Raw genomic sequence first — 25752 nt, 5'->3', positions numbered from 1 at the left:
GTCGCCGCGAAGGTGCACCCGCCACTACGACCAAGGTCGTAGTGGACTACGACCCTCGGGCCATAGACGTGCGTCGCGCGGCCGTAGACGATCGACGCATGGCCACCGCTAGTGGAACAGTCGGTCCCAGCACTGCATCGCCGAGTCACGTTGTCGCTGCCGGTGCGCCCGATCGGCCGCTGCGGTCGTCGATCCGCTCCGCCTGGTCCGAAGCTCGCCCCGCGGTGCAGATCATCTTCCAGCTTCGGATTATCGCGGTTGTCGCCGTGGCTTCTCTCGACGCCGGAGCTGTTCCCCGGTGGACGGCCGTCGCACTGTGCTGTGCGGGTTGGCTGTGCATCACGTGGTCGATCTATCTGCTCAACGGTCTTGCCGACCGCGTCGAGGATCGGTTGAACGGTTCGACGCGGCCGCTTGCGCAGGGAACACTCGATGCGGGAGTGGCTCGCCAGCTCGTCCCCGTTCTTGCGTGCGCGGGTGTGATTCTGTGCGCGTCGGCCGGCCGAACGGTCCTGGTGTCGGCGCTCGTCATGGTCGCCCTCGGCTTTCTGTACTCCGCCGGTCCCGCGCCGTTGAAGAACAGAGTGTGGGGAGTCCAGGTCTCGGTGATCGGAGGCGGACTTGCCACCTACACTGCCGGAGCCTGTGCGGCCGGCATCGGGATCTCGCCGGCCGTGGCCGTGTTCGCTGTCGTCATGTCCGCGTGGATGGGAGTCGGAGGTCTGGCCAAGGACCTGTCCGACGTCGAGGGCGACCGCGCCGCCGGACGGTCGACGCTGGCGATGTGGAGCGAACGCGGTACCTGTCTGATCGTCGCTTCGCTGGCCGGGATCATCGCCGTCGGCTTCGCCGTCTCGGCGTTCACCGTGGAAGAACGTCTCCTCGTCCCCGCCCTCGCCTTGGGCTGTGGAGTAGCGGCGATAGGCGCATGCGCGGTCGCCGGACGATCGCGTCGATGGCATCCGCGTACCCCGTACCACGCCTTCATGTACTCGCAATACGGTGCGCACACGGGCGCGCTGTGCATGCTGCTGTGATCGACACCCGGTCGCCGCGAATCGAGATCCGACCCGACCACGCAGCGAACCACCGGTGACCAGCAGGTGAACCACTTCGGGCGAAGTCCCGAACGGAAGCGCCTCGACGTGCGGGTATCCGTGTCCTCGGTACCAATTGCGCTGTTTGTCCCGCTAATATGACGCGATCGGGATCGGCGTCGCGAATCAGGCTTTCCAGGGCCTGATCCGTCCGGTTCTCCAGGGCGGGGGCGAACGAAGTGAGTGTCGAGCCGAATCGACTCGTCGATCGAGCGGTCGCGGCGTACACCACCCTTCTCGACGGTTCGGGAAGCCCGGTCCTCACCGACCGATCGTTGCAATTGCAGCTGACGCGTCAGGCCGAAGCCGTCGTGCGCGTCGTCGCAACAGCGTTCGCCGCTTTCGGGACACCGACATCGACGTTGCCCGCGCCCGATCCGAGCGAGGCCATCGGTGAGCAGCGCGCCAAATCCGGTATTCACCCGACCCAGTCGCTGGCAGCGGCTACCTTGATGTTCGAAGCCCTGTTTCCCGTACTCGTCGAAGCATTCGACCCACCGACCGATACCGTCGTGGCCTTGGGAACCGCCCTGCAACGCGAGATCCAGGAACGGTTGGCGGTCGGATCGATCCCGTACGTCAACTATCTCTTGACGAAGCTTCTGTCCTCGCAGCAGGACGAACGTAGCCGGATCGCTCGCGACCTACACGACCGCATCGCTCACGGAATGGGTGCCGCACTCCAACAACTCGACCTCTACGACCACTACCGCTCGCGCGATCCCGTTCGAGCCCAAGCCCATCTCGCCACCGCACGCGAGTCGATCAAGTCGAGCTTCGACAGTACTCGGCAGGTGTCGGCGGACCTGTGGGTTCGGTTGGGCGGCGAATCGCTGAGCCAGTCGTTGGCGTCCTACCTGGAATCGACCGTCCCCGAGGGAACGGTCTCCGAAGTGACGGTGGACGGGGACGAACCGGGTCTGGCGGACGAAGTTGCCCAGGAGCTCTACCTGCTGCTGCGAGAAGCGATCCGCAACGCCGTCGTCCATGGGAAGCCCGACACGATCACCGTCGAACTCGCCACCCAGCAGGACAGACTGCGCGCCGTCGTCCGCGACAACGGGTGCGGCTTCGACGTCGGAGCCGTCACGGCGATCAAGATCGTGGGTGGGCTGGCGTCCATTCGCGAACGCGCCGAGTTGCTCGGTGGGCGCGCCGTCATCACAGCCGATCCGGGGTGCGGCACCACGGTCGAGGTTCAGCTGCCGTTGCTCGACCGCACCGCCGAGTCGCTCGGGAGGAACCGGTGGTGACCGGCCACGCCATCCGAGTGATCCTCGCCGACGACCACACGCTCTTCCGCGACGGTCTCGCAGCGTTGATCGAGACCGACCCCGCGTTCACGGTGGTCGCGCAGTGCCCGGACGGAACGACCGCCATCGAGGTGATCACTCGAGACGTTCCGGACATCGCGGTGGTCGACATCGAAATGCCGGGCCCAGGAGCACACGCGGTGGTGACGGCGATTCGCGCCGCAGCACCGACCGTCTCCATCGTCGTCCTGTCGATGCATCAGGATGCCGAACTGTTGCGCAGCCTGCTCGATGCCGGGGCATCGGCATTTCTGTCCAAAACCGTCGCGCGCGATCAACTGATCGCCGGGCTGCACTCCGTCCAGCGCAGTCCGGACAACGTACTGCTGTCCACATCTCGCGATTCGATCAGCTCGGCGCTCGACTCCGACATGCCGGGAACGCCGAACCTGTTGTCGCCCAGGGAACTCGAAGTTCTGCACCTGCTCGCCCAGGCGCGTTCGAACTGGCAGATCGGGCGAGAACTCGGAATCACGGAATCCACGGTGAAGCGCCACCTGACCAATATCTATGCCAAACTCGGTGCTGTGTCACGGGTGGATTGCGTCCGTAAGGCCACGGCGTTCGGAATTCCTGGCGTCTAGGGCTTCGGGCCCGCCGAACCGGCACCGGGCTGCGCCTCGCATACTGTCCCGATGATCGTCGAACACGCCCTCCTGCATGTCATTCCCCGCCGAACCGACGAGTTCGAAGCCGCCTTCGCCGACGCGAAGTCGATCATCTCCTCGATGCCGGGGTTCGTGAATCTGACGCTGTCGCGGGGCATCGAGCAGCCCTCTGTCTACCTTCTGCTGGTGGAGTGGGAACGCCTCGAAGACCACACCCAGGGCTTCAGGCAGTCCGACGAGTACCAAGAGTGGAAGACGCTGCTGCATCACTTCTACGAACCCTTCCCCGTCGTCGAGCATTTCGCTCCGAGGCTCAGGGCGTAGGAGATAGGTTCGAGTTTCGTCCCCATCGCCGTCTCGAGGAGTCACCCGTGGCCAATGCTTCGTCGTTCGTATCCAAGCAGGACGACATCGAGATCAGCACGTACACCTGGGCCACGTCGGCCGATCCGGCTCGCGGCGTCGTGCAGATCGCGCACGGACTCGCCGAACACGGCAGCCGCTACGCCCGGTTCGCCGCTGCCCTGAACGACGCCGGATTTCACGTCGTCGCGTCCGATCATCGTGGTCATGGCCAGTCGATCGTCGACACCCCCGGTGATTTCGGTGCGGCAGCGTTCGCGGGTCTGTGGGCCGACATCGAGCAGTTGGGCGAATCGTTGCTGGGCGAGTACCCGGACCTGCCCCTGTTCTTGTTCGCGCACTCGATGGGTTCGTTTGCCGCGCAACATGTTCTGATCGAACGATCCGACTTGTACGAGGGCGTGGTGCTGTCGGGATCGACGACGCTGAACATCCTCGCGGCCGGGATGGCCGACGCCCCCGCGGGCGATCTGAGCGTTTTCAACGCCGCCTTCGAGCATCGCACCGGATACGAATGGCTCACCCGCGACGAGGCAGAAGTGGACGCCTACGTCGCCGATCCTCTGTGCGGATTCGACCTGCCGGAGTCGACGGTCCCCGCGTTGTTCGGTGAGGCCGACAAGCTGGCCGACCCGCACAATCTCGAGCAGATCCGCTCCGACCTACCGCTGCTCATCACCTCGGGAACCGACGACCCACTCGCCGGCGGCGGACAGTTGATCGAGACTCTCGCCGCCCGGTACCGCGAGGCCGGGATGAGCGACGTGACCGTCACCCTCTACCCCGGCGCGCGCCACGAAATCCTCAACGAGACCAACCGGGACGAGATCACCGCGGACATCATCGGCTGGCTCACCGACCGCGCCGGATAGACCTACCGCTTTCGTAGCTGCACGGGCTGCCCGTCCTCGGGGAAGGGCAGCGACGTGAAGTTCAGCGGCGCAACGTAATCGGGGTCGACCGACCAGTCGAACCGCAGCAGCAGGTGGTGCATGATCGTCTTGATCTCCGCACCTGCGAAGAACATGCCGATACATTTGTGCACGCCTCCGCCGAACGGTTCCCACGCGTAGCGGTGCACCTTGTCTTCCCGGCGATCGTCGGCGAACCGGCCGGGGTCGAACTTCTCGGGGTCCGGCCAGTACTGCTCCATGTGGTGCGTGAAGTGCGGAGCGACCGAGGCGTACGTCCCCGCGGGTACGAACTTTCCCTGCACCTCGGTGTCCTTGACTGCGCGACGCGCGACTACCGGAGTGGGCGAGACCAACCGCAGGCATTCCTTCATCACCAGATCGACGCTGTGCAGTTCGTCGAGTTGCGCGAGCGTCGGCGCATCGGTGCCCAGTGACTCCGATTCCGCGCGGCACTTGTCCTGCCACTCCGGATGCTGCCCGAGGTACTGCATCATCGTCGAGAGCGTGATCGTCGACGTGTCGTGCGCCGCCATCAGCAGGAAGATCATGTGGTCGATCACTTCGTCGTCGGAGAAACGCTCGCCGTCGTTCCCCTCGATGTGGCACAGAACCGAGAACAGGTCGTCGGTCTCGTTGGCTCGCCGCGCTGGTAGGTAGCGCCGGAAGAACTGTTCGAGCATGGCGCGGCCATCGAGGCCACGCTTCCACCGCGTTCCCGGAACGCGATAGCGCACTATCGAGGTCGCAGCCTGGACGCACGCCACGAAACTCGAGTTGAGCTCGGCTATCTCGGCTTCGGTGCTGCCCTCGGCACCGCCCATGAAGATGCTCGTTGCCACCTCCAGGGTCAACGCCTTGAGCGCCGGGTAGACCTGGACGTCGCGCCCGCCCTGCCACGCGTCCAAACCGGTTGCGGTGACAGGATTCAACGCCTCGACGGACTTGGTGAGTCGGTCCCTCGTGAAGGCCTGCTGCATGATTCGTCGATGCTTCAGATGCTCGTCGGAGTCGAGCAGCATCAAACCACCGTGGAAGAACGGGCCGATCAGCAGCGACCAGCCGTCACCGTTCGCGAACGCCTTGTCGGCGTTCTGCAACACCTCTTGGCACGCGTCCGGACCGAGAACGGTGATCCACTTCTGCCCGGCCATCGTCAGCCACGACACCTCGCCGTATTTCTCCCACCGACTCCCGAGCAGTTTCAGCGGATCTCGGATGTACTCGAGGGTGTGCCCCACGACGGGCATGCCGCCGTCGCCGTATACCGGTTGGAGCGTTGAATCAGCAGGTGGAGCAGCCAGAGCACGTGCCATCGTCTACCTCCGTCAATCTGACAGAGCGTCCTGTCAGATGAGATGTAGTCTGCGTCACACATGCTTCCTCTGTCAAGATCTATCCATGGCTTCCCCGACGCGCCGCTACAACGGCATGAGTGCCGACGATCGCACCGCCGACCGTCGCGCGCGGTTGCTCGAAGCCGGACTCGAGGTGTTCTCGACGGCCGGTGCCCAGAACACGACCATGACCGCGATCTGCGCGGAGGCCAAGCTGACCGAGCGCTACTTCTACCAGAACTTCTCCAGTAAAGAGGACTTGCTCGAGAAGGTGGTGGAGTCGGTATCCGACGAGATCCGGGCCGCTGCTCTGGACGCGCTGCACTCCCCGGCACCCACCGTCGAGGAACAGGTGCGTAACGCCATCGGCGCGTTCGTCGGCGTACTCACCGACGACCGACGCAAGGGCCGCGTCGCGATGATCGAGTCACTGGCCGTCGACTCACTGCGGGATTATCGACGAAAGTCCATGCGCGCGTTCGCCCATCTGGTAGCCGAGCAGTCACGCGAACTGTTCGGCGAACAGGCCTGGCCGCAACCACAATCCGAAATCAACGGCCTGCTGTTCATCGGCGGACTCGCCGAACTGGTCATCGCGTGGTTGAACGACGAAATCGACGTCACCCCAACAGATATCGTCGACGCCTCCGCCCGCCACTTCGTCGCGACAGCACACCGCTGAGGTGCCTTCGGCAGTGGTGCGAATAAGTGCCCGCAGAGGCACTTGTTCGCACCACTGCGCCGAAGGCGCACTCCTACCGGTCGAAGTGTGCCTTGGAGATCTGACCGTGCACGCCGACAGTCTTGTCGACCACCTGCGACACGGTGAAGTTCGCGGCCGCGGAGAGGTACGCATAGGCCGTCGCCCGGTCCATGCCGAGGTCGGTCTCGAGGAAGTCGAGCGCATTGACCACGGCGCGACGCATGGCGGCGTTCAGGTCCGAACTCTGGCCGCCGACGGCACCGTCCGGGTCGGAGAGGCCGATCGGAATCCACGAGTCCTCGTTCTCGGCAAAGGGATACGAGTACGCGACGGACGGGGCATCCCCGCTGCCCGCCTTGCAGACCGTGAGGCGGAAGGTGCCGCGCAGGGAGCCTTCCATCGCAGTCAGCGCCACCTCACCGTCGCCCATCGCCATGTGCGGATCGCCGACGTAGAACAACGCACCCTCCGCGAACACGGGGAGGTAGAACGTCGATCCGACGCCGAGCAGGCCGACGTCGATGTTGCCGCCGCCGAGTGTCGGTGGAATCGAATTCGCATTCGGTGACGTCAGACCCGGGTCGCTGGCGAACGCGACACCCATCATGCCCATGAACGGACGGAGCGGAAAGCGCACGGCCGCATCGCCGTACCGCATCACACCCTGCCCGTCCTCGACGGCGGTGAACGTGGAGATGTTCCCGTACTGAGTCGGGTCGCCCGAAGTCCTGCCATCGTTTGCGATCGGCGGCATCACCTCGTCGAGGCTGATGCCCGCAGGTGCCTCACCGGACGCAGTGACCGCCAGAGCGCCCTTGCCGTGCCTGCTCGACACCACACCGTACGGAACGCGTGGAATCGCCTCGAGCGTCTCGATCTTGAGCACGTCGCCTCGCTGCGCCCCTTCGACGAACACCGGGCCCGTCACCACATGCGGGCCGTCGACGTCGAAATTACGGACCGTCCGGTCGTAACCGCCGGCGATGTCGATGGCGTCCTGCAGCACGTCGGATTCCGATACACCTTTGCCGCCGAAGAATTCGACAGGGTCGCGGCCCTGGTCTTCGAGAATTCCCTCATGGCTGAGCGCGTCGATGGTCACCGTCTCACCGGACTTCATCTGCAGCACCGACTCGGACTCGACCGTCGGGACGTAGCCCCACAGGACCTTGTCGACTTCGGAACTCAGGTAGTGATCGCCGGAGATGTCGCCGGCTCCGGGCTGAAGGATCCCGCCAGCGGTAGTTGCGGGTGCCGACGAACTCGCAGCGGCTGTGTTCGACGAGGACGTAGAACACGCTGCCGTTCCGGCGATTCCGACGCCTGCGCCCAGGGCCGCCACCGCCTGGATGAAACCGCGCCGACCGATTCCCTTGGTGATCGTCTCGGCTGCGTGCTCCGCCATCGACTGCGCCATTGCTACCTCCAGAATTGTCCGAATCTCGAACGTAGACCGGAGGTGTTTCTCCGCAGTTACGAACACGCGTCGTCGCAATTGCTCCGCAGCTCAATTGCTCCGCAGCTCAACTGGGATCGCTCCCGCCTATCGCGGACCACCAGAGCGCGGTGACCGCGGCCAGAACGGAGACAGCAACGAACTCGGCGAATCCTCCCCCGTCGACGATCAGCCACAGCAGGCCGATGATCGGGCCGGCCACCGCGGCGGGAGCGTCGAGCATGACCCGACGACGTAGAGAACCGAATCGTGCACTGCGCGTGCGGAGATCGGAATCGTTGAGGCGCGGGGCATCGAGGGGTGCGCCGGGAGGCAACGACGTACGACGCCGGCCTGACGGCACCGCGAGAATCCCGGGCTCGATCACGAAAGCACGGTGCCCGAGAATCGATCTACCGACACGTGCGGCGGCGTCGGGAACGATCGCGAGAAGCCCGGTGTGGAAATAGACCGGATACCAGGCTCGCGCACCCTTCTCCTGCACCTCCAGATAGCCGCGCGAACGCATGCGGTGTTGAAACCGCACCCGCCGCACGGTGGTTCGGGTGGTCGAACCGGCCGCTGATCGCGTGGCCAACAGAGCACACCCCACAGACCAACCCGTCCGGACCAGGACGATCACAGCGACGAACAGGGCCAGCGGTGCGATGACGACAACGGTCGATGCCGCGACAACCAGAGTGGCTGCCGCGGCACCGACCGGATATCCGAGCCCGTTGTCTATTTCAGGAACCCGACCTTCGACATGTCGATGTCGCCGAATCCTGGAGCACCGAAGTTAGCGAGATTGGACTTGGTCGCGTACGTCGACGGACGCTGGAACATTGTCAGGCTGTGGCCTTCCGCCCAGACCGCCTTGTCCGCCTCGTTGTAGTCGTCGATACGTGCAGCGTCGTCGAGCTCGCCTGCGGCCTTGTCGAGCAGACCGTTGATCTCCTCGGACCCGACCTGCCCGTAGTTCTGCAACGTACTGCCGGGTGTCAAACGGAAGATGCCGTCACTGCTGGAGCTGTACGGCGTTCCCTCCCAGGTGAAATGGGTGACATCGAACGCACCGACCAGGATGTACTTCTCGAAGAAGTCGTCCGACGGCACCGCATCGATGATGAGGTTGGCACCGACAGCCTTGAGGTTCTGCTGGATGATCTGCGCTTCCTGCGTTGCATTCGGGGTATCTGCCGGAATGATGTCGTGCAGATCGAGCTGTTGGCCGTCCTTGGAGCGGAACTCACCGTTCATCGTCCAGCCCGCGGCGTCGAGTTCGGACTTCGCCTTCTCGGGGTCGAAAGTGATGTCGCCGTTGTTGGCCTGGTAGCCCTTCTGGCCGTCGACGTAGATGTGGTTGTTCAGCACCGTCGGGTTCGAGGTGATCTGGCCGAGTTGGGAGGTAGCCAGGTAGTCGCGGTCGATCGCCTTCATCAGAGCCAGCCGTACCGCCTTGTCGGAGGTGATGCGTCCGGGCGCGCCGTTGAAATCGAAGTGGCGGTACTGCGGACCCAGGCTCTGCCGCAGGTCGATGTTCGGGATACCCCGGGCGACCTTGAATGCGTCAGCGCTGCTGCCCAGTTCGTAGTAATCGATCTCGCCGCTCTGCAACGCGCCGACGGAGGCTGTCGAATCGAGTGGCAGGAACGTGATGGTGTCGAGCACCGCTGGGTTTTCGCCCCACCAATCAGGATTGCGCTCCGCAACAATGCGCTTGCCACCGGGCTCGATGTTCCGGATACGGAACGGGCCTGCGGTGGCAGGCATCGTGCTCACGGATCCGGTGTTGAATGCGTCGACGCTGTTCACCGACTCTGCAGGCATCAGCGGGGAGAACAGCGATGGCCAGTCCGCGAACTTCTCGGCAAAGGTCAGAATCACCTGTTGGTCGTTTTCACCGCGCACCACGGAGTCGACCTTGTCGTACCCGGCCGTGGATGAAGCCTCGTAAGCCGGGTCCTTACCGCTGTTCGACGTCCACGTCGCCACGAGGTCTGTGTAATCCAGCGACCTCCCGCTGCTCCACTTCGCCTTCGGGTTGATGTTGTACGTGATGACCTGCTTGCCGTCGACCTCGGACTCGGTGATGTCGGTGAAGAAGTCCGTGTCCACCGTCAGACTCGCGTCGGCTGCGGCGGTGAACGACCTCGGCATCAGCGCGGCGTAGAACCGCGAGGTATCGACCGTGGTGCCGTCGATTTGGTAGTAGTTGTAGTTGGCTGTCACCTGCGTGAGCGGGAAGTTCATGTTTCCGCCCTGCTGCAGATCGCTGATCGGATGCGGATTGATCTGCGCTCCGCTGTCGAAGGACGCAGGCGCATCGGGGTTGGGCCCGGTATCGCCGGAGCTGCACCCCGCCACCAGTCCCACAGTGGTCACGGCCACCGCGATCGGGACCAGCGCCCGAAATAGCTTGACTCTCATCAGTTCACCTTTCTCAGTGTGCACGTAAACCTGTGGGTCAGATGGCGTCGGCCAATGCTGCGGCCTCAGCGATTCGGGCTCGTTGGAGCACGGGATCGGGGATGGGAATGGCCTTCAGGAGTGCCTGTGTGTATGGGTCCTCGGGTGCATCGAAGATCTGCGCCGTCGGGCCCTTCTCCACGAACACTCCGTTGCGCATCACCGCCACTTCGTCGGCGAGATGACGCACCACCGAAAGATCGTGCGAGACGAACAGATACGCCAGACCGAGCTCCTCCTGCAGATCCTGCAGCAGGTTCAGCACACCCGCCTGGATCGACACATCGAGTGCAGAGACAGGCTCGTCGAGCACCAGAATCGACGGCTTCAGCGCCAGAGCCCGTGCAATACCGACTCGTTGACGCTGCCCTCCGGAGAACTGGGTGGGATACCGATCCGCAAGCTCCGGACGCATCCCGACGGTGTCCATCAGCTCTCGAACCCTGCGGGTGCGCTCGTCGACCGGGACACCGTTGATCTTCAGCGGCTCGGCGATGATCTCCCCCACCGGCATCCGTGGGTCGAGCGAGCCCATCGGATCCTGGAACACGATCTGAATGTGCGCGCGCAACTTTCGCTGCTCGGCGCGGCTCAGGCTGTACGGCTCGACGCCGTTGATCCTGATCGAACCGTGCTGCGGCTTGATGAATTCCATGATCTCGAGCAGGGTCGTCGACTTGCCGCAGCCCGACTCACCGACGATCGCCAGGGTGGACCCGGCGTGCACATCGAAGCTGATGCCCTGCACCGCAGGCACTTCCCCGGCCCGGCGCCGCAGCACGGAACCCTTGAACATGGGATAGCTCTTGTGCAGATCGGTCACCGACAACACCGGAGCGTCCTTCGATACCGTCACCACCAGTTCCGCCGGAGCCTCCGAACGCGGGGCACCCTCGAACTCGGCCTCCACGGAGTCGGCCGTCGCCGCGTCGATACGGATACACGCCGCGCTGTGATTCGGGGCGACCTCGACCAGTGGTGGTTCACCTGCATCACAGGCTTCGATGTGCAACGGGCACCGAGGCCCGAAGGGACACCCCGTCGGGAGATTCACCAGCGCGGGCGGGGTGCCCTCGATCGGCACCAACCGCTCCTGCGCGGGACGGTCCGGTCGAGGAACGGACCCGAGCAGCCCGACGGTGTAGGGCATCGACGGCTGCGCGTACAGCTCGTCCACCGGCGCGGTCTCGACTGCGCGACCGGCGTACATGACCATCGCTCGATCGGCCACGCCGGCCACGACTCCCAGGTCGTGCGTGATGAACACGACGCCGGCACCGGTGAAGTCGCGGGCGGTACGGAGGAGATCGAGGATCTGGGCCTGAATCGTCACGTCCAGAGCTGTCGTGGGCTCGTCGGCGATGATGAGATCCGGGTCGTTGGCAATGGCCATGGCGATGACGACGCGTTGCCGCATGCCACCGGAGAACTCGTGCGGATACGACCGCGCCCGGGTCGCTGGATCGGCAATACCGACCAGGTCGAGCAATTCGAGGGTGCGCTGCTGAACCTTCGCCTTGGTCAGTGACGGGTTGTGTACCGAGATCGCCTCGGCGATCTGGTCGCCGATCCGGTAGATGGGGGTGAGCGCCGTCAACGGGTCCTGCGAGATCATCGCCACCGAACGCCCACGCTCGCGGGACATCTCACGGTCGGACAGCCCGAGCAGCTGGCGACCGTTGAGCTCGATGGAACCGGTGACGCGTGCGGTCTGCGGGAGCAGTCCCATGACGGCCAGTGACGACACCGACTTGCCCGAGCCGGATTCGCCGACGATGGCCATCACCTCGCCCTTGTCGACCTGGTAGTCCAGTCCACGGACAGCGGTGACGCGACCCTCCTCGCTCGGGAAGCTGACCTCGAGGCCGCTCACCTTCAACACCGGCACCGTCTCAGCCACGTGCCTGTCCCCTCGTCGAGTTCGGATCGAAAGCATCGCGCAGGCCGTCGCCGACGAAGTTGGTGGCCAGCACGATCAATACCAATGCGCCACAGCAGAATGCGAACAGCCACGGATAGGTCAGCGCGGACGACGTACCGTCGGCGATCAGCGTGCCGAGCGAAACGTCGGGTCGTTGCACACCGAACCCGAAGTAGCTCAAGGACGCCTCGCCGATGATGGCGATACCCACATTGAGAGTCACGTCGACGATGAGGATCGAGGCCATCGACGGCAGCACGTGCTTGCCGATCACACTCGCCGGCGTCGCGCCCATGTACTTTGCGGCGCGGATGAATTCGCGCTCGCGCAACGATCGCGTCATTGCACGGATGATGCGGGAGGTGATCATCCATGCGAACGCGGCGAGCAGCAACACCAGAATGAAGAAGCTCTTGTCACGGAACAACGGTGAGCAGATGGCGATGACCAGGAAGCTCGGCACCACCAGCAGCACGTCGGCCACCCACATCAACGCACGATCGGTCCAGCCGCCGAAGTACCCCGCCACCGCCCCGACCACTCCGGCGAGCACGGTGGAGATCAACGCGACGAGCATGCCGATGATCAGCGACTTCTGCAGCCCGCGCAGCGTCTGCGCCAGGACGTCCTGGCCGATCTGGTTGGTGCCGAACCAATGCCGCGTGGTCGGCGGCGAGTTGAGCGCATACGCGTCGAGTTCCTCGTAGGTGAAGGGGATGAAGTGCGGGAGAACGAACGCCCCGACGAACATCACCACCAGCACCACGATGCCCACCAACGCCGGCCTGTTCCTCAGGAATCGACGAAACACCAACCGCCGTCGGGTGATCGGAGCCGTCGTCTCGCCCGGACCGTCCACGGCGGTGATCTCGGGAACCACAGGTGTTGCCATCGCCGATCCTTTCCTCGATCGAAGTGGTGGGTCAGTCCGCGTAGCGAACACGCGGATCCAATGCGGCAGTGAAGATGTCGGTCAACATTCCGGAAACCAGCACCGACAGCGCGGTGAAGAGCGAGACCGCGAGCGTGATGTTGATGTCCTGGCTGGTGATGCCGTAGATCAGCCAGTCCCCCATGCCGTACCAGCCGAACACACGCTCGGTGAACGTCGCACCGGTGATCACCGCACCCATACCGAACGCGAAGAGCGTCGCCATCGGAATCAACGCTGTGCGGAAGCCGTGCTTGAAGATCGCCCGACCGCGAGTGAGACCCTTGCCGCGAGCCGTGCGGATGTAGTCCATGTTCAGCTCGTCGAGCATCGAACTACGCATGTAGCGGCTGTAACCACCAATGGTGAACAACATCAGCACCACGGTCGGCAACAGCAAATGTTGCGCGCGGTCGACTATTTCGTTCATCAGACCTGGCGCGAGCGTGGTCGACGTCTCACCGGTGTACTGGAAGAACTGACTGCCCGTGCTCTGATTGACCTGCACCGCGAGGTATTTGAGCACCGGGGCGAGTACCAGGATAGGCGTGCTGATGAGGATGAACGTCACGACCGTTGCCACGTGATCGAAAATCTTGTACTGCCGAACCGCTCCGTATGCGCCGATCAACGTGCCGAGCACTGCTCCCAACACGGTGCCGAGCACCACCAACCGCAGCGATACGAGAATGCGACGCCACAGCTCGTCGTTGACCGAGCCAGCAGCGATCGTCTGCCCGAAATCACCGTGCAGCACCGCCCACAGCCACTTCAAGTAACGCAACACCGGATTGTCGTCGAGATGCAGAGCCGCTCGCTTGGCAGCCAGCACCGCGTCGGAGGGCGGCGGGTTGCGGCTGAGCAGATTGGACAGCGGATCGAACGTGAGCGACGCCAAGAGGTAGGTAAGGAACGTCGCGATGAGCAGCAGGACGACGTAGTTCAGCAACCTCCGCGCAAGATAACCGCCCACGCGCAACCACCTTCCATCGAACACAACGGCGGTGCCCAGTGGCACTGCTATCGGCATTGTTCACACCGCTTGTTTCCTGTTTGTTTCGTTAGCGGTGGAAACAGACATTCCACAAGATAGCACCAGAAATTCCCTACCCGTTCATGGAAGAGAAAATACTCGAGCCGGAACGGACAAAGCGGAAATAGCGGTGTCAGAACATCTTTCGATACATTGCCAGCACAGGGACGGTAATTCCGACAATGCGGACAAGTCACGGAATAGGTGCTTTCCACTCACATCGGTAGATTCACCACTATGCCGACTGCCTCCACACCCGACGGATTCACCTTCGAACGATTCGACGTCACCGACGCCGGATCCATCGCCACGGTCTTCGCGGCCAAGGAACACCGAGCCGGGCTCTACGTTCTGCACTTCACCGACGGCTCGGCCTACGTCGACCATTCCGATTCCGTGGCCGCGCGGTTCGCCGCGGACCTCGCCGCGTGGACCGACATCGAGGCACTCGACTTCACCGCAGGCACAGCAGACCAGCTCCAGCAGTTGCGGGATCTCGTGTCGCACCTGACGCGCCTACGCGAACGCCCCTCGGAGCCCGGTGCAAACGACGAGGCCCCGAGCGCGAAATCCGCACTACCGAAGGAAAGAGCCAAGCGGGCCACACTGCTCGACACGGCCGTCGGCAAGACGCGCAAGCAGTTCTGGGAACTGTCCGACCACATCGCATACCCCGCCATCCGCAGCATCGTGGCCGACTACATCAACTCCTCGATCCCCGACCCGGCGAACACCGCGAAATATCTGTGGCAGATCGCCGCCCTATCCGACGAACCCGCAGACACCGGGCCTCGACGCTTGGTGACGCTGACGTGCGGCGGCTTCGAGACGCTCCGCGTCGACGAGATCGTGCACGACGACGACACGATCGAACTCGACCTGCGGATCAACACCAACGTTCCGCGCGACCGGACCGACGAGCAACTCGAGGTCTCCAACGAGACCGTCAGCGCCGGACGCGGACCATACCGGGACGAACGCGTGTGGTCGTGGTCGATCGACCTCGGGGCGCTGCTGGAAGAAGACGTGGACGTCGACCTCGGCATCGACGACGACACGTTCGACGACCTCGCCTACGGCCTCAACGCCAGGCTGATGCGATCCGGAAACTCGACGGGCGCAGCGTCACACAACCACGACCTCGCGGCCGACCTGCTCGCCGAGGCGTACCGACAGCTGTTCGAGACCGAGTGACCGGTCAGCTCTGGTACGTCTCGTACGGTTCGAATCTGCTGCGCAAGAGGTTCTTCACCTACCTGACGGGATCCGACGAAAGCTCCGAATTCGGTGCGCACCCACCGGCACCCCCGACAGCGTTGCCCGCCGGGGAAAGATGGCTGTGGATCGACTATCCGCTGTACTTCGCCGGAGTCTCGCGGCGGTGGACCGGAGCATCTGCGTTCGTCTCGACGACGGCAGATACCGCGAATCGGTCTGTAGCGCACGGCTATCTACTCGACCGCGTCCAGTTCACTCACCTGGCTGCCGTCGAGAACGTCGTCGCATCCATCGATGCCGGGGCGACGGAGACACTTGCCATCGGACAGTGGTCGCAACTGGCAGTGGATCGCGAAGGTGAGAGCTTCCGCGGGAAATACGATGCACTGCTCCGACTTCCGGACATCGATGGAACGGCCGCGTTCACGCTGACCAGTTCGATCGCCCGAGAGCCCGGCGAACCGTCGAGCAGATATCTCTCGACGATCCGGCGCGGATTACTCTCCGCCCCCGACGATCTCGATGTGGACGCTTACTTGCAGGCGGCGATCGATCGATCCGCGGAGACTACTTCAACGCATCGAGGTTCGTCTTCAACAGCAACACGTTGTAGTCCGACCACCGAGAAGCAGTGAGGTACAGGTCTTTTCCGCTCGACATCGGGTGAATGAACGGCGCATAGATTCCGCCGGCGGTCTGATTGGCATCGAGGATGGTCCTCGGCGCACTCCATGGCCCCTCGGGATTGTCTGCAGTGCGCGCGACCAAGGTTCGGGAGTTCTCGTCCCCGTACATCATCACGTAGCGGCCGAGGTAGTCGTTCCACGCAACCGACATCTCGCTGACCGGGCCCTTGACGATGGCAACGGTGTCGCCGATGTTCTTCGACCACTGCTTCGTCGGATCCGGATCCTGCGTCGAGTACTCGTACGCGTCGAGATTCTCGATGTCGTTCGGTGCCACCCGCGAGACGAAGGCGTCGCCGAATCGTCCGTTGGGAGTACCGAACTGGTACAGGTACTGGCCGTCGCGACCCAGCACGTACGCACTCTGCTGGAACTTGCCCTGGCTTTCGTGGACGTTGGTGAAACCCGGGATGGTCACACCCTTGTTGACGCGGATCGTCTTGGGATCCGTCGACCAATTCTGGCCGTTGTCAGTAGATTTCGCCGTCGCAGAGTAGTTCGTGATCCAGCGCCCGGGTGTGCCCCAGCTCTGCACCGACATGTAGTTGATGTACTGGGTGTTGCCGATCGCTATGGCCGCCGTGGGAATCGTCGTGTCTTCGACGCTGGGCAGCTTTGCGCTGGAGATGATCTCGGCTGCATAGTTCGGACTGCCGGCCCGCACAACGGCACCGGAGGTGTTGTCCGCGGGGTCGGCCGGACCGATCTCGATGCCCTGCGCCAAATTCGTCGACGCCTTGTCCGACCGGAAGAGCGCGTTGCTGCGCCACTGGGCATTGCCGGAGGAGCAGTCTCCGAACGTGTCTCCGAACGCCATCAGGATCTGGCCGGCCCCGTTGTCCCAACTGATCCCGAGGTCGGTGCCGGACATCGCGAGGTCGTTGTAGGTGTTGTTCACACTCTGCGGACCCGTGACCCAGGCGATGCTCTGCGTGTTGCCGGTGATCCGAGGAAGCGGCCCCTGAGGGCCCTGCGGGTTCTTGCCCGACATCCCGGCGCTGCCCGACGACCCGAACAGCGGAGACGAGCCCGGCCCTCCGAGCCCACCGCACGGTTCGGCCGACACGGTGGGCGCGGTCAGAGCGCTGAGTCCGCTCACTGCCAGTGCCAGGACAGCCCCGACAGCAATCTGCCGACTACGTACACGCATGGACGAACCCGCCGTTTCCCGTGTGACCCACGATACTGATGTGACTGATGGGACGAGTGTTACGCAAATCTACTGATCGCGCAACAAATCGGGCGTGTTGATACTTGACAAAACACCTACGGCGAGAATGACACTCGTGTGATTAGCTGGCAATCATGCGGGCGTGTGTCGTGTCCAATGCGAGAAGCGCAGCGCCCTGGACGACGACGGCAGAGCCGTGGCCCAGCGCCTGGTCAGCAGTGATCCGGCCGCCGAACCGAGGCTTCCTGACGGCGATGTGCGCACCGGTCGCGATGTAGAGGACGTCGAGACCGGCATTGATCCACAACAGCTTGGTCAAGCTCTTGGACGTCGGGACCGAGGAGTTCAGCGCCCCGGCACCGGCGATGGCCACATCGATTGCTCCCCACCCGGCGGTCTGCTGACCGAACGCCCGCCAAGCAGGCGACGACCCGCGCAACGCCAACACCGTTCCGACAAGCACACTTCCACCGCCCCACACTGTGAGACGACGGCCGAGCCGCTGGGCAACGATGGGCGCTTCGAGTGCTGTCATGGACTCCAGTGTGCCGCGTCCGAGGGAGGAACCGGTTCGTAACGCGCGGTCGGTTGCGGCCGATCCCATGAGCACTGAGTATTCGTGCTCGAAACGAACGGGGCCACCATGCTGAAGAAGATGCTCGCCGGAGTCGCGCTGGCAATCGGCGGCGCAGTGTTCGTCGCGCCGACAGCCTCCGCCGCTCCCGACGACAACCCGTTCGGCCCCAAGGATTCGACCTCGAGTTTCGTCAGCGCATTCGACCCCGCGGCGTTCAGCAGCAATAAGTCGTTGATCGTCAGCCCGTTCGGCACGAGTATGCAGATCGATTGTTGGTCGTTTCACGCCCGCGGTTCGTGCTCCCAGAACGGCCGGGTCCTGACGGAGATCCGAATCCCGGCCGGATCCTCGGAGTGGGACTACCGGATGCTCTACGTCTACAACCCGTTCTGATGATCGTCGGTCGCGCGCTCTGCGGACTGGCTCTGGTCGTGCCCACCGGTTGTGCCGCAACGGAACCCGAGCCGGACATCGACGCCGCGGTGAACGTTGCACCGTCGTCGTTCCCGCCCCCTCCTCCCTCCATCGCACCCACCGCCATCCCGACCCCGGACGAAGCGACCGCCATCTTCAATACTGTTTTCGACTGGACCGCAGAGCGGTCCGACCGCGCCGACGCACTCGAAGGCACACTCGAGGAGAACGCAGCGTTGTTCGACAGCGGCGGGGTCATGTCGGACGTGACGTTCGACCGCGTCGACGCCGTCGCACCCGGACGGGTGGAGGCGAGCGGCACTTCCGTCGGGCGAGTGTCCTCGATCGGTTTCGTTGTCTCCGAGAGCCGTTGGAAGCTCGAACGTGCGACCGCGTGCGCAGTCACTGGGGTCTGCTGATCACCACCCGAACGGATTGGAGTCGGACCCGGGCAGCCAACTGTTGCCGGGTCCGACCCATCCTCGCGCCTTGATCATCTTCTTCGCAGCACGCTGATTGCGGCCGATCAGGCGGTCGAGGTACAGGTGACCGGCCAGATGGTCGGACTCGTGCTGCAGACACCGAGCCAGGTAACCGTGGCCCTCGACCGACACGGGAGCGTTCTCCACATCGACACCGGTCACGCGGGCCCAGTCCGCGCGGCCGGTCGGGTACCGCTCCCCCGGGACCGACAGACACCCTTCACCGTCGTCGGGGTCGGGCATCGTCTCCGGGATCGCCGACGTCTCGAGCACTGGATTGAGCACGTGCCCGCGATGGCGGACCCCGCCGTCCCTCAGGTCGTAGACGAACACTGCCCGCGGGTCGCCGACCTGGTTGGCGGCGAGACCGGCACCGTGCGCCGCGGTGTTGGTCTCGAACAGGTCGTCCACGAACGCGGCCAACTCCGCGTCGAACACGGTGACGGGTTCGGCGACCCTAGTCAGCCGCGGGTCACCGGCAATGAGAATGGGTCGAATCGCCATGCACCGAGGTTACTGTCGAAGCATGGCCCATTCTCGTCGCTCCTCCACTGCGCCGCCCGCCGACAAGGTCTGCGCATCGTGCGGGCGGCGAATCGAATGGCGCAAGAAGTGGGAGAAGAACTGGGATGACATCAAGTACTGCAGCGACGCATGCCGGCGGCACAAGGTGAGCACCACCGACAAGGAACTCGAAGACAAGATCCGTTCCCTGCTCGACGCCCGGTCCCGCGACTCCACGATCTGCCCCTCCGACGTCGCACGTGCCCTGTCCGACGACGGTTGGCGGGAGTTGATGGAACCGGTTCGCCGCGCCGCCCGCCGGATGGTCGACGCGGGAGAAGTCGAGATCACCCAGAAAGGATCCGTCGTCGATCCGTCGACCGCGAAGGGGCCCATCCGCATCCGGTGGACGCGCTGACCTGCGCCGACAGAAGTTGTCGGTGGGTGGGTATAGCTTTCGTGGGGTGAAGACATGGGGGGATGTGTTCGGGCTCGGGGACCAGGAATTGGTGTCCGCGCTCGCTGAGGTGTCCTCCCACGAAAACGCTCTCGCCGCAGCCAGATACACGATGCTGGCGGAGATCGAGCGGCGTGGTCTGGCCATGAAACTCGGGCATTCGACGGTCACCCGCTGGTATGCGAGGTCGGTGCGCATCACCGACGGGTCCGCTGCCCGTCAGATGGAACTGGGCCAGTGGCTCACCGACCGGCGCACGGTGCTCGACGCCCTCGCCGGTGGTGACATCCACGCCGCGCACGCCTCGGTGATCGCCGACGGCTACGCCACCGTGCTGGTCGCCGACCCCACCCTCGACGAACAGCGCCGCGACGCCGTCGTCGCGGAACTGCTCGAGACCGCGATGCGCAGCACCGCCGGGCAGGTCACCTCCCGTGCGCAGGCACTGGCGCATTCTGCGGCAGAAGACGCCAGATCTCGACACGAGCAGGCCGAGAAGAAACGACGGGAGCAGGAGCGGGAGCGCGAACGGGAGCAGGCGAGCCGAGCCGATGCAGGTGGCTCCGGTGATGCAGGTAGCTCGGGTGATTGCGGTGGCGCAGGTGGCTCGGCCGGCGCAGGTGCCGATGGGCCCGAACCTGCTGGGCCGGAGCCTGTTCCGTCGGGGCCGCCGCCGGTACCGGTGTCGGAGAACCCGAACCTGAACCGGTTCGATGTTCATCCGTTGTCCGACGGCCGCTTCCAGCTCGGTGGCAACGTCGACCGGCTCCTCGCCGAGAAGCTGCTCACGACACTGTCGGCTTTGACCGCACCGCAACCGGGCCCGGGTGGTGAGCGTGACCCGCGGAGTCCGTCGAAGCGCCGAGCCGATGCACTCGATCGGATTCTCGACCGGCACCTACGCGGCAGCACCCGCGGATCGGCAGGTGGGTCACGGGCATCGGTGCATTTGATCGTCCCGCTGCGGGACCTACTCAGCGCCCGCGGCAAGAAGCACACGGCCAGCGCACCAACGAGTTCGACAACACACGGTACCGGTGCCGACGGCGGCAACCGCGCCGGCGGGAGCAGCGCTGGTGCCGGCGACCGTTCACGAACCGGCGATACCACCACGGCACCCGATGCCGGTGCTGACGGCGGTTGCGTCCGCGGGAGCAATGCTGGCACCGACGGCAACTCACGAACCAGTGATGCCGACGCCGGTCCCGATCATGGTGCTGACGGCGGTCACCGCACCAGCGAGAGTGCTGGCGCAGGCGGCAGTTCACGAACCGGCGATTTCCGCGACGATCGTGTCGGCCGTAGCGATGCCGGTAGTGATGCTGCCGGTAGTGCCGCCGGTAGTGCCGCCGGTAGTGCTGCCGGTAGTGCTGCCGGTGGTGGCGCCGCCGGGGAGAAGTCTGCTCCCGAGCCGGGCGATGTCGATTGGCCGTTCCACTTCGACTGGACCGGGCCGATGAGCCGGTCCCTCGCCGAGCTTCTCACCTGCGACGCCGACCTCACCCCGGTCATCGTCGACCACCACGGCGTCCCGCTCGCGCTCGGCCGCACCACCAGACTCGCCAGCGACGACCAACGCATCGCCCTGACCATCCGCGACAGATGCTGCGTCATGTGCGGCCGCCCCGCGCAGTGGTGCCAAGCCCACCACGTGAAATTCTGGGAACACGGCGGCCCCACCGACCTGAACAACCTCGCCCTGGTCTGCGGAGAATGCCACCGCCTCGTCCACCACGGCGACTGGCAACTAATCATGGGCGACGACGGACACCCTTACGCCATCCCGCCCGAATCCATCGACCCCACCCGACAACCCATCCCCAGCTACCACCGACGAAAACAGCGAGCAGCCTGACCAGCCGCGCCAGGAGCCACACCCATGTGTGGCGACTCATCGACGAGTGTTGCTCGAACGGGCCCCCACGCAAGCGCCCCAGCCGGCCACGAGGATGACGGCAGTGTCCTCTGTTCGACGTCGATACAGTTGCGCCCTCGATCTCGGCGGGACGTTCGAGGCTGTGCTGCCGACCGCACAAACCGCCGTCTGCGGCGTTCGCACCTACCTCAGTAGCCTCCGTATTCCGCCCCGTGTTTGGCTGCCCTTGGGGTTGGCACATCCCCAGCGGGGCATTCGCCCAGGTATGACACTGAAGCAAGCACTCGACAGCCTCGAATCGGCATCGTTCCTCGACGGAGCCGGCAACGCCATCAACGACGTCCTCGAGCCCGCACTCGACGACAGCACCGTCGGTAGCGCGCTCCGGGGACGGTGGATCGGACACCCCATCCACCCGGCTCTCGTCAACGTCACCATCGGCAGCTGGACCAGCGCCGTTGCCCTCGACCTACTGAATCACCAATCGAGGGCCAGCAAGCTCGTCATTTCCGTCGGGCTCATGTCCGCGCCGGCGGCCATCGCCACCGGATGGGCCGACTGGTCGACGATGAACACCCGCCAGCGACGGGTCGGGATGATCCATGCGGCCTCCAACGCGACCGGCGTGTTCCTCTTCCTCGGCTCCTACCTACGGCGTCGGAAGCAGACCGATGGCATCGCCAAGGCCCTGGCTGCTGCCGGTCTGACAACAGCGAGCGTCGGCGGCCTCATCGGAGGCCACCTCGCCTACAGCTCGACCGAGCAGGAACCGGCTCCAGCAGGAAAGCACAGCCTTCGCCGTTAGATCAGCAGTTGCTGGTACTCCCCGTCATCAGCACGAACCCCTGAGTTCGCCTACTTGTGGCTTTTCCGTACACCGTACGGTAAACTGCGTCGGCCCCGGGCGAACCAGCGTCGGGGGCGGCGAAAGGCGACCGAAGCGCACATGACCCAGGCCCAGCCGACGACACCAGCTCAGCCATCCATCGACGAACTGTCCACCATCCTCGTTCGCGGAGCACGCGAGAACAATCTTCGCGACGTGAACCTCGACCTTCCCAAACGTTCGCTCGTCGTGTTCGCGGGCGTCTCCGGGTCGGGGAAGTCATCACTCGCCTTCGACACCATCGCAGCCGAAGCCCAACGGCAGATCAACTCCACGTTCACCGCGTTCGCGCAGACATTTCTTCCGTCCTACGGTCGCCCCGACGCCGATCTGATCGCGAACCTGTCGGCCGTCGTGATCGTCGACCAGAAGCGCCTGTTCGGCGGCCCGCGGTCGACGGTCGGCACCATCACCGACATCGGCGACTGGCTGCGCATGCTCTGGTCCCGCGGCGTCACCCCGACGATCGGGTTCGCGAACGCGTTCTCGTTCAACGACCCGGCCGGCATGTGCCTCGAGTGCGAGGGGCTCGGCGAGGCGAAGGTCGTGGACCTCGCAGAACTGGTGGACGAGTCGAAGTCCCTGCGCGAGGGGCCGTTCAAGCATCCGGACTTCGAGGTCGGCAAATGGCCGTATCGGGTGTTCGCCGACTCGGGCCTGTTCGATCTCGACGTCCCGATCGAGCAGTACTCCGCCCGCGAGCGCCACATCTTCTTCGACGCCAAGCCCGGCGAGGTCGACGTGCTGAACCCCGACGCCATCATGAAGAGCTACGAAGGGATCGTCTCCCGGTTCCGGCGCAGCTACCTGGCGAAGGACGCCGATGCCCTCAAGGGCAAGGCCAAGCTCGCGTTCGAGCGCATCGTCACGCGCGGCGTCTGCGAGTCCTGCGGCGGCTCCCGCTACAACGAGACCATCCGCGGTGCCACCCTCGAGGGCCTGACTCTGCCCGACGCGTTCGCGATGCAGGTGTCCGAACTCGCCGACCGTATCGACGGGTGGCAGATCAACGGCCTGGGTACCGTCACCGCCGAAATCGTCACGCAGCTGCGAAGACTCGTCGATCTCGGTCTCGGCTACCTCAGTCTGGACCGGGCGACGTCATCGCTGTCGGGCGGTGAATCGCAGCGCATCAAGATGGTGCGCCACCTCGGAGCCACCCTCAACGACATGCTCTACGTCTTCGACGAACCGACCACAGGCCTCCACCCCCGCGACGTCCACCGTCTCGACGACATGTTGCTCGCGCTGCGCGACAAGGGCAACACCGTCCTCGTCGTCGAGCACGACCCCGAGGTCATGGCCATTGCCGACCGCATAGTCGAGATCGGCCCCGGCGCGGGAAAGGCCGGTGGCACAGTCGTGTTCGAGGGCACCTACGACGAACTCCGCAGCGCCGGCACCAGGACCGGTGCCGCGTTGCGGCGCGAGGGCGTCGAATTGCGCACTCCCCGTGCTGCTTCGGGCTGGCTGAGCATCACCGGGGCGAGCACGCACAACCTGCGCGATGTCAGCGTCGACGTTCCGCTCGGAGTTCTGACCGCCGTCACCGGGGTCGCCGGTTCCGGCAAGTCCAGCCTCATCCACGGCCACCTCCGTGACGCCGCGCCGGACGCCGTCATCATCGACCAGGCACCCATCCGCGGATCGCGCCGCTCCTCCCCCGCGACCTACACCGGTCTGCTCGATCCGATCCGCGCCTACTTCGCCAAGAAGACCGGGCAACCGCCGTCGCTGTTCTCGCCCAACTCCGACGGCGCGTGCCCCGACTGCCAGGGCAGTGGCGTCATCTTCACCGATCTCGGGTTCACCGACCCGGTGACGAGCACCTGTGAGACGTGCCAGGGCAGGCGGTTTCGGTCGGGCGCGATCCGGCACACCGTCGACGGCGTCAGCATCGCCGACATCTTCGAGATGTCCGTCGAGGACGCGCAGGACTTCTTCGAGGTCAAGAAGATCCGCGACATCCTCCGCCGGTGCCGGGACGTCGGGCTCGGCTACCTCTCGCTCGGCCAGAACCTCTCGTCGCTCTCCGGCGGCGAGCGTCAACGGCTCAAGCTCGCCACCGAACTGATCGGGTCGTCTCCGGTGCTGGTTCTCGACGAGCCGACGACCGGTCTGCACCCGTCGGACGTGTCGAACCTGATCGCGTTGCTGTCCGGGATGGTCGACGAGGGCAGGTCGGTGATCGTCATCGAGCACAACCTTGACGTCATCGCCGCTGCCGACTGGGTCATCGACCTCGGCCCCGACGGCGGACACAACGGCGGTCTGATCACCTTCACCGGAACCGTAGACGAGTTGGTGGTCTCCGACACCCACACCGGCACGTACCTGGCACGGAGCCTGGGTCGCTGAGCACGACCCGATAGTGTTGGCGCTCCACGAGGTATCGGAAACACAGGAGTGGCAGTGCAGCGTCGATCGGCACGAATGATCTCAGCCGGGTTCGCGGTCATCGCGCTGGTCGCGACCGGGTGCGGCAGCACGACCACGGACTCCCCGCCGACCACCACCTCGGCCATGGCGTCGAGCGGGGAGTTTCCGAGGACGATCGCGTCGGGCTCGGACGGCGGGACCGTCACGATCGACGCGATGCCTCGTTCGATCGTCTCGCTGAGCCCGACGGCGACGGAGACCCTGTACGCCGTCGGGGCGGGTGAGCAGGTGGCGGCCGTCGACGATCAGTCGGACTTTCCCGCCGATGCTCCGAAGACCGGGCTGTCGGCGTTCACGCCGAGCCTCGAGGCGATCGTCGCCTACGAGCCCGATCTGGTGATCACCTCCACCGACCTCGGCCTGGTGACGTCCACTCTGGCCGAGGCAGGCATTCCGACGCTGCTGGTGCCGGCCGCGACGAGCCTCGACGACGCGTACTCCCAGATCGAGCGCGTCGCGGATGCGACCGGGCACGACGCGGACGGCGACGCAGTGGTCGCGCAGATGCGGTCCCGGATCGACGCTGCCGTGGCGAGCGTTCCGGATCGTGATCGGCCGCTGACGTACTTCCACGAACTCGACGACACGTTGTACACGGTGTCGAGCGCGAGCTTCGTCGGCCAGATCTACGGTTTGTTCGGCCTGACGAGCATCGCCGACGGCTCCGGCGCAGGCGACTACCCACAACTGTCCGCCGAATCGGTGATCACCGCGGATCCCGATATCGTGTTCCTCGCCGACGCCCAATGCTGTGGCGTCACAGCCGAATCGGTCGCAGCTCGGCCGGGGTGGGGTTCTATGACAGCCGTCCGAGACGGCAGGATCTTCCCGATGGACGAGGACCTGTCGAGTCGGTGGGGGCCACGCATCGCGGATCAGGTGGAAGCCGTCGCCGCCGTGGTGCAGCAGATTCCCGAGTAG

Annotated in this window: 25 protein-coding genes and 1 pseudogene; 16 read left to right on the top strand and 10 right to left on the bottom strand. The window is 64.8% G+C overall.

Features of this window, described 5'->3' with window-relative positions:
- Nucleotides 1-98: 98 nt before the first annotated feature.
- From AB0366_RS23505 to AB0366_RS23485, 5 genes are all read left to right on the top strand, one after another.
- Entirely contained in the window at nucleotides 99-1037 is a 939-nt protein-coding gene (locus AB0366_RS23505) for a UbiA family prenyltransferase (protein ID WP_366246098.1), read from the top strand.
- A 239-nt stretch (nucleotides 1038-1276) separates the two neighbouring features.
- The gene (locus AB0366_RS23500; RefSeq protein WP_366246096.1) at nucleotides 1277-2350 is read left to right on the top strand and encodes a sensor histidine kinase; all 1074 of its coding nucleotides are present in this window, start codon (nucleotides 1277-1279) and stop codon (nucleotides 2348-2350) included.
- Nucleotides 2347-2994, top strand: coding sequence for a response regulator transcription factor (locus tag AB0366_RS23495; RefSeq protein WP_220709167.1), 648 nt, complete (start codon nucleotides 2347-2349; stop codon nucleotides 2992-2994). The genes AB0366_RS23500 and AB0366_RS23495 overlap by 4 nt, the downstream gene beginning before the upstream one ends.
- Before the next feature lie 51 nt (nucleotides 2995-3045).
- Nucleotides 3046-3342: an antibiotic biosynthesis monooxygenase gene (locus tag AB0366_RS23490; RefSeq protein ID WP_366246094.1), complete on the top strand. Its 297-nt coding sequence runs from the start codon at nucleotides 3046-3048 to the stop codon at nucleotides 3340-3342.
- Nucleotides 3343-3389: 47 nt separating this feature from the next.
- Entirely contained in the window at nucleotides 3390-4253 is an 864-nt protein-coding gene (locus AB0366_RS23485; RefSeq protein WP_366246093.1) for an alpha/beta hydrolase, read from the top strand.
- Nucleotides 4254-4255: 2 nt separating this feature from the next.
- Here AB0366_RS23485 and AB0366_RS23480 read toward each other — a convergent pair whose 3' ends face one another.
- Complete coding sequence (locus AB0366_RS23480; RefSeq protein ID WP_366246091.1) at nucleotides 4256-5608, bottom strand: cytochrome P450; 1353 nt, start codon at nucleotides 5606-5608, stop codon at nucleotides 4256-4258.
- 85 nt (nucleotides 5609-5693) lie between these two features.
- Here AB0366_RS23480 and AB0366_RS23475 point away from each other — a divergent pair, with 85 nt between their 5' ends.
- Nucleotides 5694-6311 (top strand): TetR/AcrR family transcriptional regulator, encoded by a 618-nt coding sequence (locus AB0366_RS23475; RefSeq protein ID WP_366246090.1) that lies wholly within the window; start codon nucleotides 5694-5696, stop codon nucleotides 6309-6311.
- Nucleotides 6312-6384: 73 nt separating this feature from the next.
- On the opposite strand, the gene AB0366_RS23470 is transcribed toward AB0366_RS23475, so the two are convergent.
- The 6 genes from AB0366_RS23470 to AB0366_RS23445 form a co-directional block, all read right to left on the bottom strand.
- Nucleotides 6385-7749: an acetamidase/formamidase family protein gene (locus AB0366_RS23470; RefSeq protein WP_366246089.1), complete on the bottom strand. Its 1365-nt coding sequence runs from the start codon at nucleotides 7747-7749 to the stop codon at nucleotides 6385-6387.
- A 106-nt stretch (nucleotides 7750-7855) separates the two neighbouring features.
- Complete coding sequence (locus AB0366_RS23465) at nucleotides 7856-8314, bottom strand: hypothetical protein (RefSeq protein ID WP_366246087.1); 459 nt, start codon at nucleotides 8312-8314, stop codon at nucleotides 7856-7858.
- Nucleotides 8315-8508: 194 nt separating this feature from the next.
- Nucleotides 8509-10197 carry an ABC transporter family substrate-binding protein gene (locus AB0366_RS23460; RefSeq protein WP_366246085.1) on the bottom strand — a complete coding sequence of 563 codons (1689 nt, stop codon included), beginning with the start codon at nucleotides 10195-10197 and terminating at the stop codon, nucleotides 8509-8511.
- Nucleotides 10198-10234: 37 nt separating this feature from the next.
- Nucleotides 10235-12172, bottom strand: a complete 1938-nt coding sequence (locus AB0366_RS23455) for an ABC transporter ATP-binding protein (RefSeq protein ID WP_366246084.1) — start codon at nucleotides 12170-12172, stop codon at nucleotides 10235-10237.
- Nucleotides 12129-13049: an ABC transporter permease gene (locus AB0366_RS23450; RefSeq protein ID WP_358371383.1), complete on the bottom strand. Its 921-nt coding sequence runs from the start codon at nucleotides 13047-13049 to the stop codon at nucleotides 12129-12131. Before AB0366_RS23450 ends, AB0366_RS23455 begins: the two co-directional genes overlap by 44 nt.
- A 31-nt stretch (nucleotides 13050-13080) precedes the next feature.
- Entirely contained in the window at nucleotides 13081-14061 is a 981-nt protein-coding gene (locus tag AB0366_RS23445; RefSeq protein ID WP_128645883.1) for an ABC transporter permease, read from the bottom strand.
- Nucleotides 14062-14358: 297 nt separating this feature from the next.
- Between AB0366_RS23445 and AB0366_RS23440 the strand changes: the two genes are divergently transcribed.
- Together AB0366_RS23440 and AB0366_RS23435 are read left to right on the top strand one after the other, a co-directional pair.
- On the top strand, nucleotides 14359-15315 hold the full coding sequence (locus AB0366_RS23440; RefSeq protein WP_366246082.1) for a hypothetical protein: 957 nt from the start codon (nucleotides 14359-14361) through the stop codon (nucleotides 15313-15315).
- Complete coding sequence (locus AB0366_RS23435) at nucleotides 15312-15974, top strand: hypothetical protein (RefSeq protein ID WP_366246080.1); 663 nt, start codon at nucleotides 15312-15314, stop codon at nucleotides 15972-15974. The genes AB0366_RS23440 and AB0366_RS23435 overlap by 4 nt, the downstream gene beginning before the upstream one ends.
- On the opposite strand, the gene AB0366_RS23430 is transcribed toward AB0366_RS23435, so the two are convergent.
- Nucleotides 15907-17175 carry a DUF4185 domain-containing protein gene (locus AB0366_RS23430; RefSeq protein WP_366246079.1) on the bottom strand — a complete coding sequence of 423 codons (1269 nt, stop codon included), beginning with the start codon at nucleotides 17173-17175 and terminating at the stop codon, nucleotides 15907-15909. The two genes, AB0366_RS23435 and AB0366_RS23430, sit on opposite strands and share 68 nt — an antisense overlap.
- A gap of 142 nt (nucleotides 17176-17317) precedes the next feature.
- Nucleotides 17318-17731 carry a hypothetical protein gene (locus AB0366_RS23425; protein WP_366246077.1) on the bottom strand — a complete coding sequence of 138 codons (414 nt, stop codon included), beginning with the start codon at nucleotides 17729-17731 and terminating at the stop codon, nucleotides 17318-17320.
- A gap of 84 nt (nucleotides 17732-17815) precedes the next feature.
- Between AB0366_RS23425 and AB0366_RS23420 the strand changes: the two genes are divergently transcribed.
- Nucleotides 17816-18166, top strand: a complete 351-nt coding sequence (locus AB0366_RS23420) for a hypothetical protein (RefSeq protein WP_366246076.1) — start codon at nucleotides 17816-17818, stop codon at nucleotides 18164-18166.
- Nucleotides 18166-18606, top strand: coding sequence for a hypothetical protein (locus AB0366_RS23415; protein WP_366246074.1), 441 nt, complete (start codon nucleotides 18166-18168; stop codon nucleotides 18604-18606). The genes AB0366_RS23420 and AB0366_RS23415 overlap by 1 nt, the downstream gene beginning before the upstream one ends.
- Here AB0366_RS23415 and AB0366_RS23410 read toward each other — a convergent pair whose 3' ends face one another.
- Nucleotides 18607-19173, bottom strand: coding sequence for a peptide deformylase (locus AB0366_RS23410; protein ID WP_366246073.1), 567 nt, complete (start codon nucleotides 19171-19173; stop codon nucleotides 18607-18609).
- Between AB0366_RS23410 and AB0366_RS23405 the strand changes: the two are divergent.
- The 6 genes and pseudogenes from AB0366_RS23405 to AB0366_RS23380 form a co-directional block, all read left to right on the top strand.
- Nucleotides 19151-19324, top strand: a pseudogene (locus tag AB0366_RS23405) (DUF2256 domain-containing protein); the annotation flags it as partial. The gene AB0366_RS23410 and the pseudogene AB0366_RS23405 sit on opposite strands and share 23 nt — an antisense overlap.
- Nucleotides 19325-19339: 15 nt before the next feature.
- Complete coding sequence (locus AB0366_RS23400; RefSeq protein ID WP_237669216.1) at nucleotides 19340-19591, top strand: DUF3253 domain-containing protein; 252 nt, start codon at nucleotides 19340-19342, stop codon at nucleotides 19589-19591.
- A 46-nt stretch (nucleotides 19592-19637) separates the two neighbouring features.
- Entirely contained in the window at nucleotides 19638-21485 is a 1848-nt protein-coding gene (locus tag AB0366_RS23395; protein WP_366246071.1) for a DUF222 domain-containing protein, read from the top strand.
- A gap of 286 nt (nucleotides 21486-21771) precedes the next feature.
- Nucleotides 21772-22311, top strand: coding sequence for a DUF2231 domain-containing protein (locus AB0366_RS23390; protein WP_366246070.1), 540 nt, complete (start codon nucleotides 21772-21774; stop codon nucleotides 22309-22311).
- A gap of 141 nt (nucleotides 22312-22452) precedes the next feature.
- Nucleotides 22453-24750, top strand: coding sequence for an excinuclease ABC subunit UvrA (locus AB0366_RS23385; RefSeq protein ID WP_366246069.1), 2298 nt, complete (start codon nucleotides 22453-22455; stop codon nucleotides 24748-24750).
- A 75-nt stretch (nucleotides 24751-24825) separates the two neighbouring features.
- Nucleotides 24826-25752, top strand: a complete 927-nt coding sequence (locus tag AB0366_RS23380) for an ABC transporter substrate-binding protein (protein ID WP_366246178.1) — start codon at nucleotides 24826-24828, stop codon at nucleotides 25750-25752.

The sequence above is a fragment of the Rhodococcus sp. NPDC076796 genome, assembly GCF_040702765.1.
Lineage (GTDB): Bacteria > Actinomycetota > Actinomycetes > Mycobacteriales > Mycobacteriaceae > Rhodococcoides.
Note: the sequence above shows the minus strand (reverse complement) of the source record. Positions and strands in the feature narration are given on the sequence as shown.

What these genes read in the sequence shown, in the direction of transcription:
- AB0366_RS23505 (WP_366246098.1), top strand. Translation starts at nt 99, where the DNA reads ATGGCCACCGCTAGTGGAACAGTCGGTCCCAGCACTGCATCGCCGAGT.
- AB0366_RS23490 (WP_366246094.1), top strand. Translation starts at nt 3,046, where the DNA reads ATGATCGTCGAACACGCCCTCCTGCATGTCATTCCCCGCCGAACCGAC.
- AB0366_RS23480 (WP_366246091.1), bottom strand. Translation starts at nt 5,608, where the DNA reads ATGGCACGTGCTCTGGCTGCTCCACCTGCTGATTCAACGCTCCAACCG.
- AB0366_RS23475 (WP_366246090.1), top strand. Translation starts at nt 5,694, where the DNA reads ATGGCTTCCCCGACGCGCCGCTACAACGGCATGAGTGCCGACGATCGC.
- AB0366_RS23470 (WP_366246089.1), bottom strand. Translation starts at nt 7,749, where the DNA reads ATGGCGCAGTCGATGGCGGAGCACGCAGCCGAGACGATCACCAAGGGA.
- AB0366_RS23460 (WP_366246085.1), bottom strand. Translation starts at nt 10,197, where the DNA reads ATGAGAGTCAAGCTATTTCGGGCGCTGGTCCCGATCGCGGTGGCCGTG.
- AB0366_RS23455 (WP_366246084.1), bottom strand. Translation starts at nt 12,172, where the DNA reads ATGCTTTCGATCCGAACTCGACGAGGGGACAGGCACGTGGCTGAGACG.
- AB0366_RS23450 (WP_358371383.1), bottom strand. Translation starts at nt 13,049, where the DNA reads ATGGCAACACCTGTGGTTCCCGAGATCACCGCCGTGGACGGTCCGGGC.
- AB0366_RS23440 (WP_366246082.1), top strand. Translation starts at nt 14,359, where the DNA reads ATGCCGACTGCCTCCACACCCGACGGATTCACCTTCGAACGATTCGAC.
- AB0366_RS23430 (WP_366246079.1), bottom strand. Translation starts at nt 17,175, where the DNA reads ATGCGTGTACGTAGTCGGCAGATTGCTGTCGGGGCTGTCCTGGCACTG.
- AB0366_RS23425 (WP_366246077.1), bottom strand. Translation starts at nt 17,731, where the DNA reads ATGACAGCACTCGAAGCGCCCATCGTTGCCCAGCGGCTCGGCCGTCGT.
- AB0366_RS23415 (WP_366246074.1), top strand. Translation starts at nt 18,166, where the DNA reads ATGATCGTCGGTCGCGCGCTCTGCGGACTGGCTCTGGTCGTGCCCACC.
- AB0366_RS23410 (WP_366246073.1), bottom strand. Translation starts at nt 19,173, where the DNA reads ATGGCGATTCGACCCATTCTCATTGCCGGTGACCCGCGGCTGACTAGG.
- AB0366_RS23390 (WP_366246070.1), top strand. Translation starts at nt 21,772, where the DNA reads ATGACACTGAAGCAAGCACTCGACAGCCTCGAATCGGCATCGTTCCTC.
- AB0366_RS23385 (WP_366246069.1), top strand. Translation starts at nt 22,453, where the DNA reads ATGACCCAGGCCCAGCCGACGACACCAGCTCAGCCATCCATCGACGAA.
- AB0366_RS23380 (WP_366246178.1), top strand. Translation starts at nt 24,826, where the DNA reads ATGATCTCAGCCGGGTTCGCGGTCATCGCGCTGGTCGCGACCGGGTGC.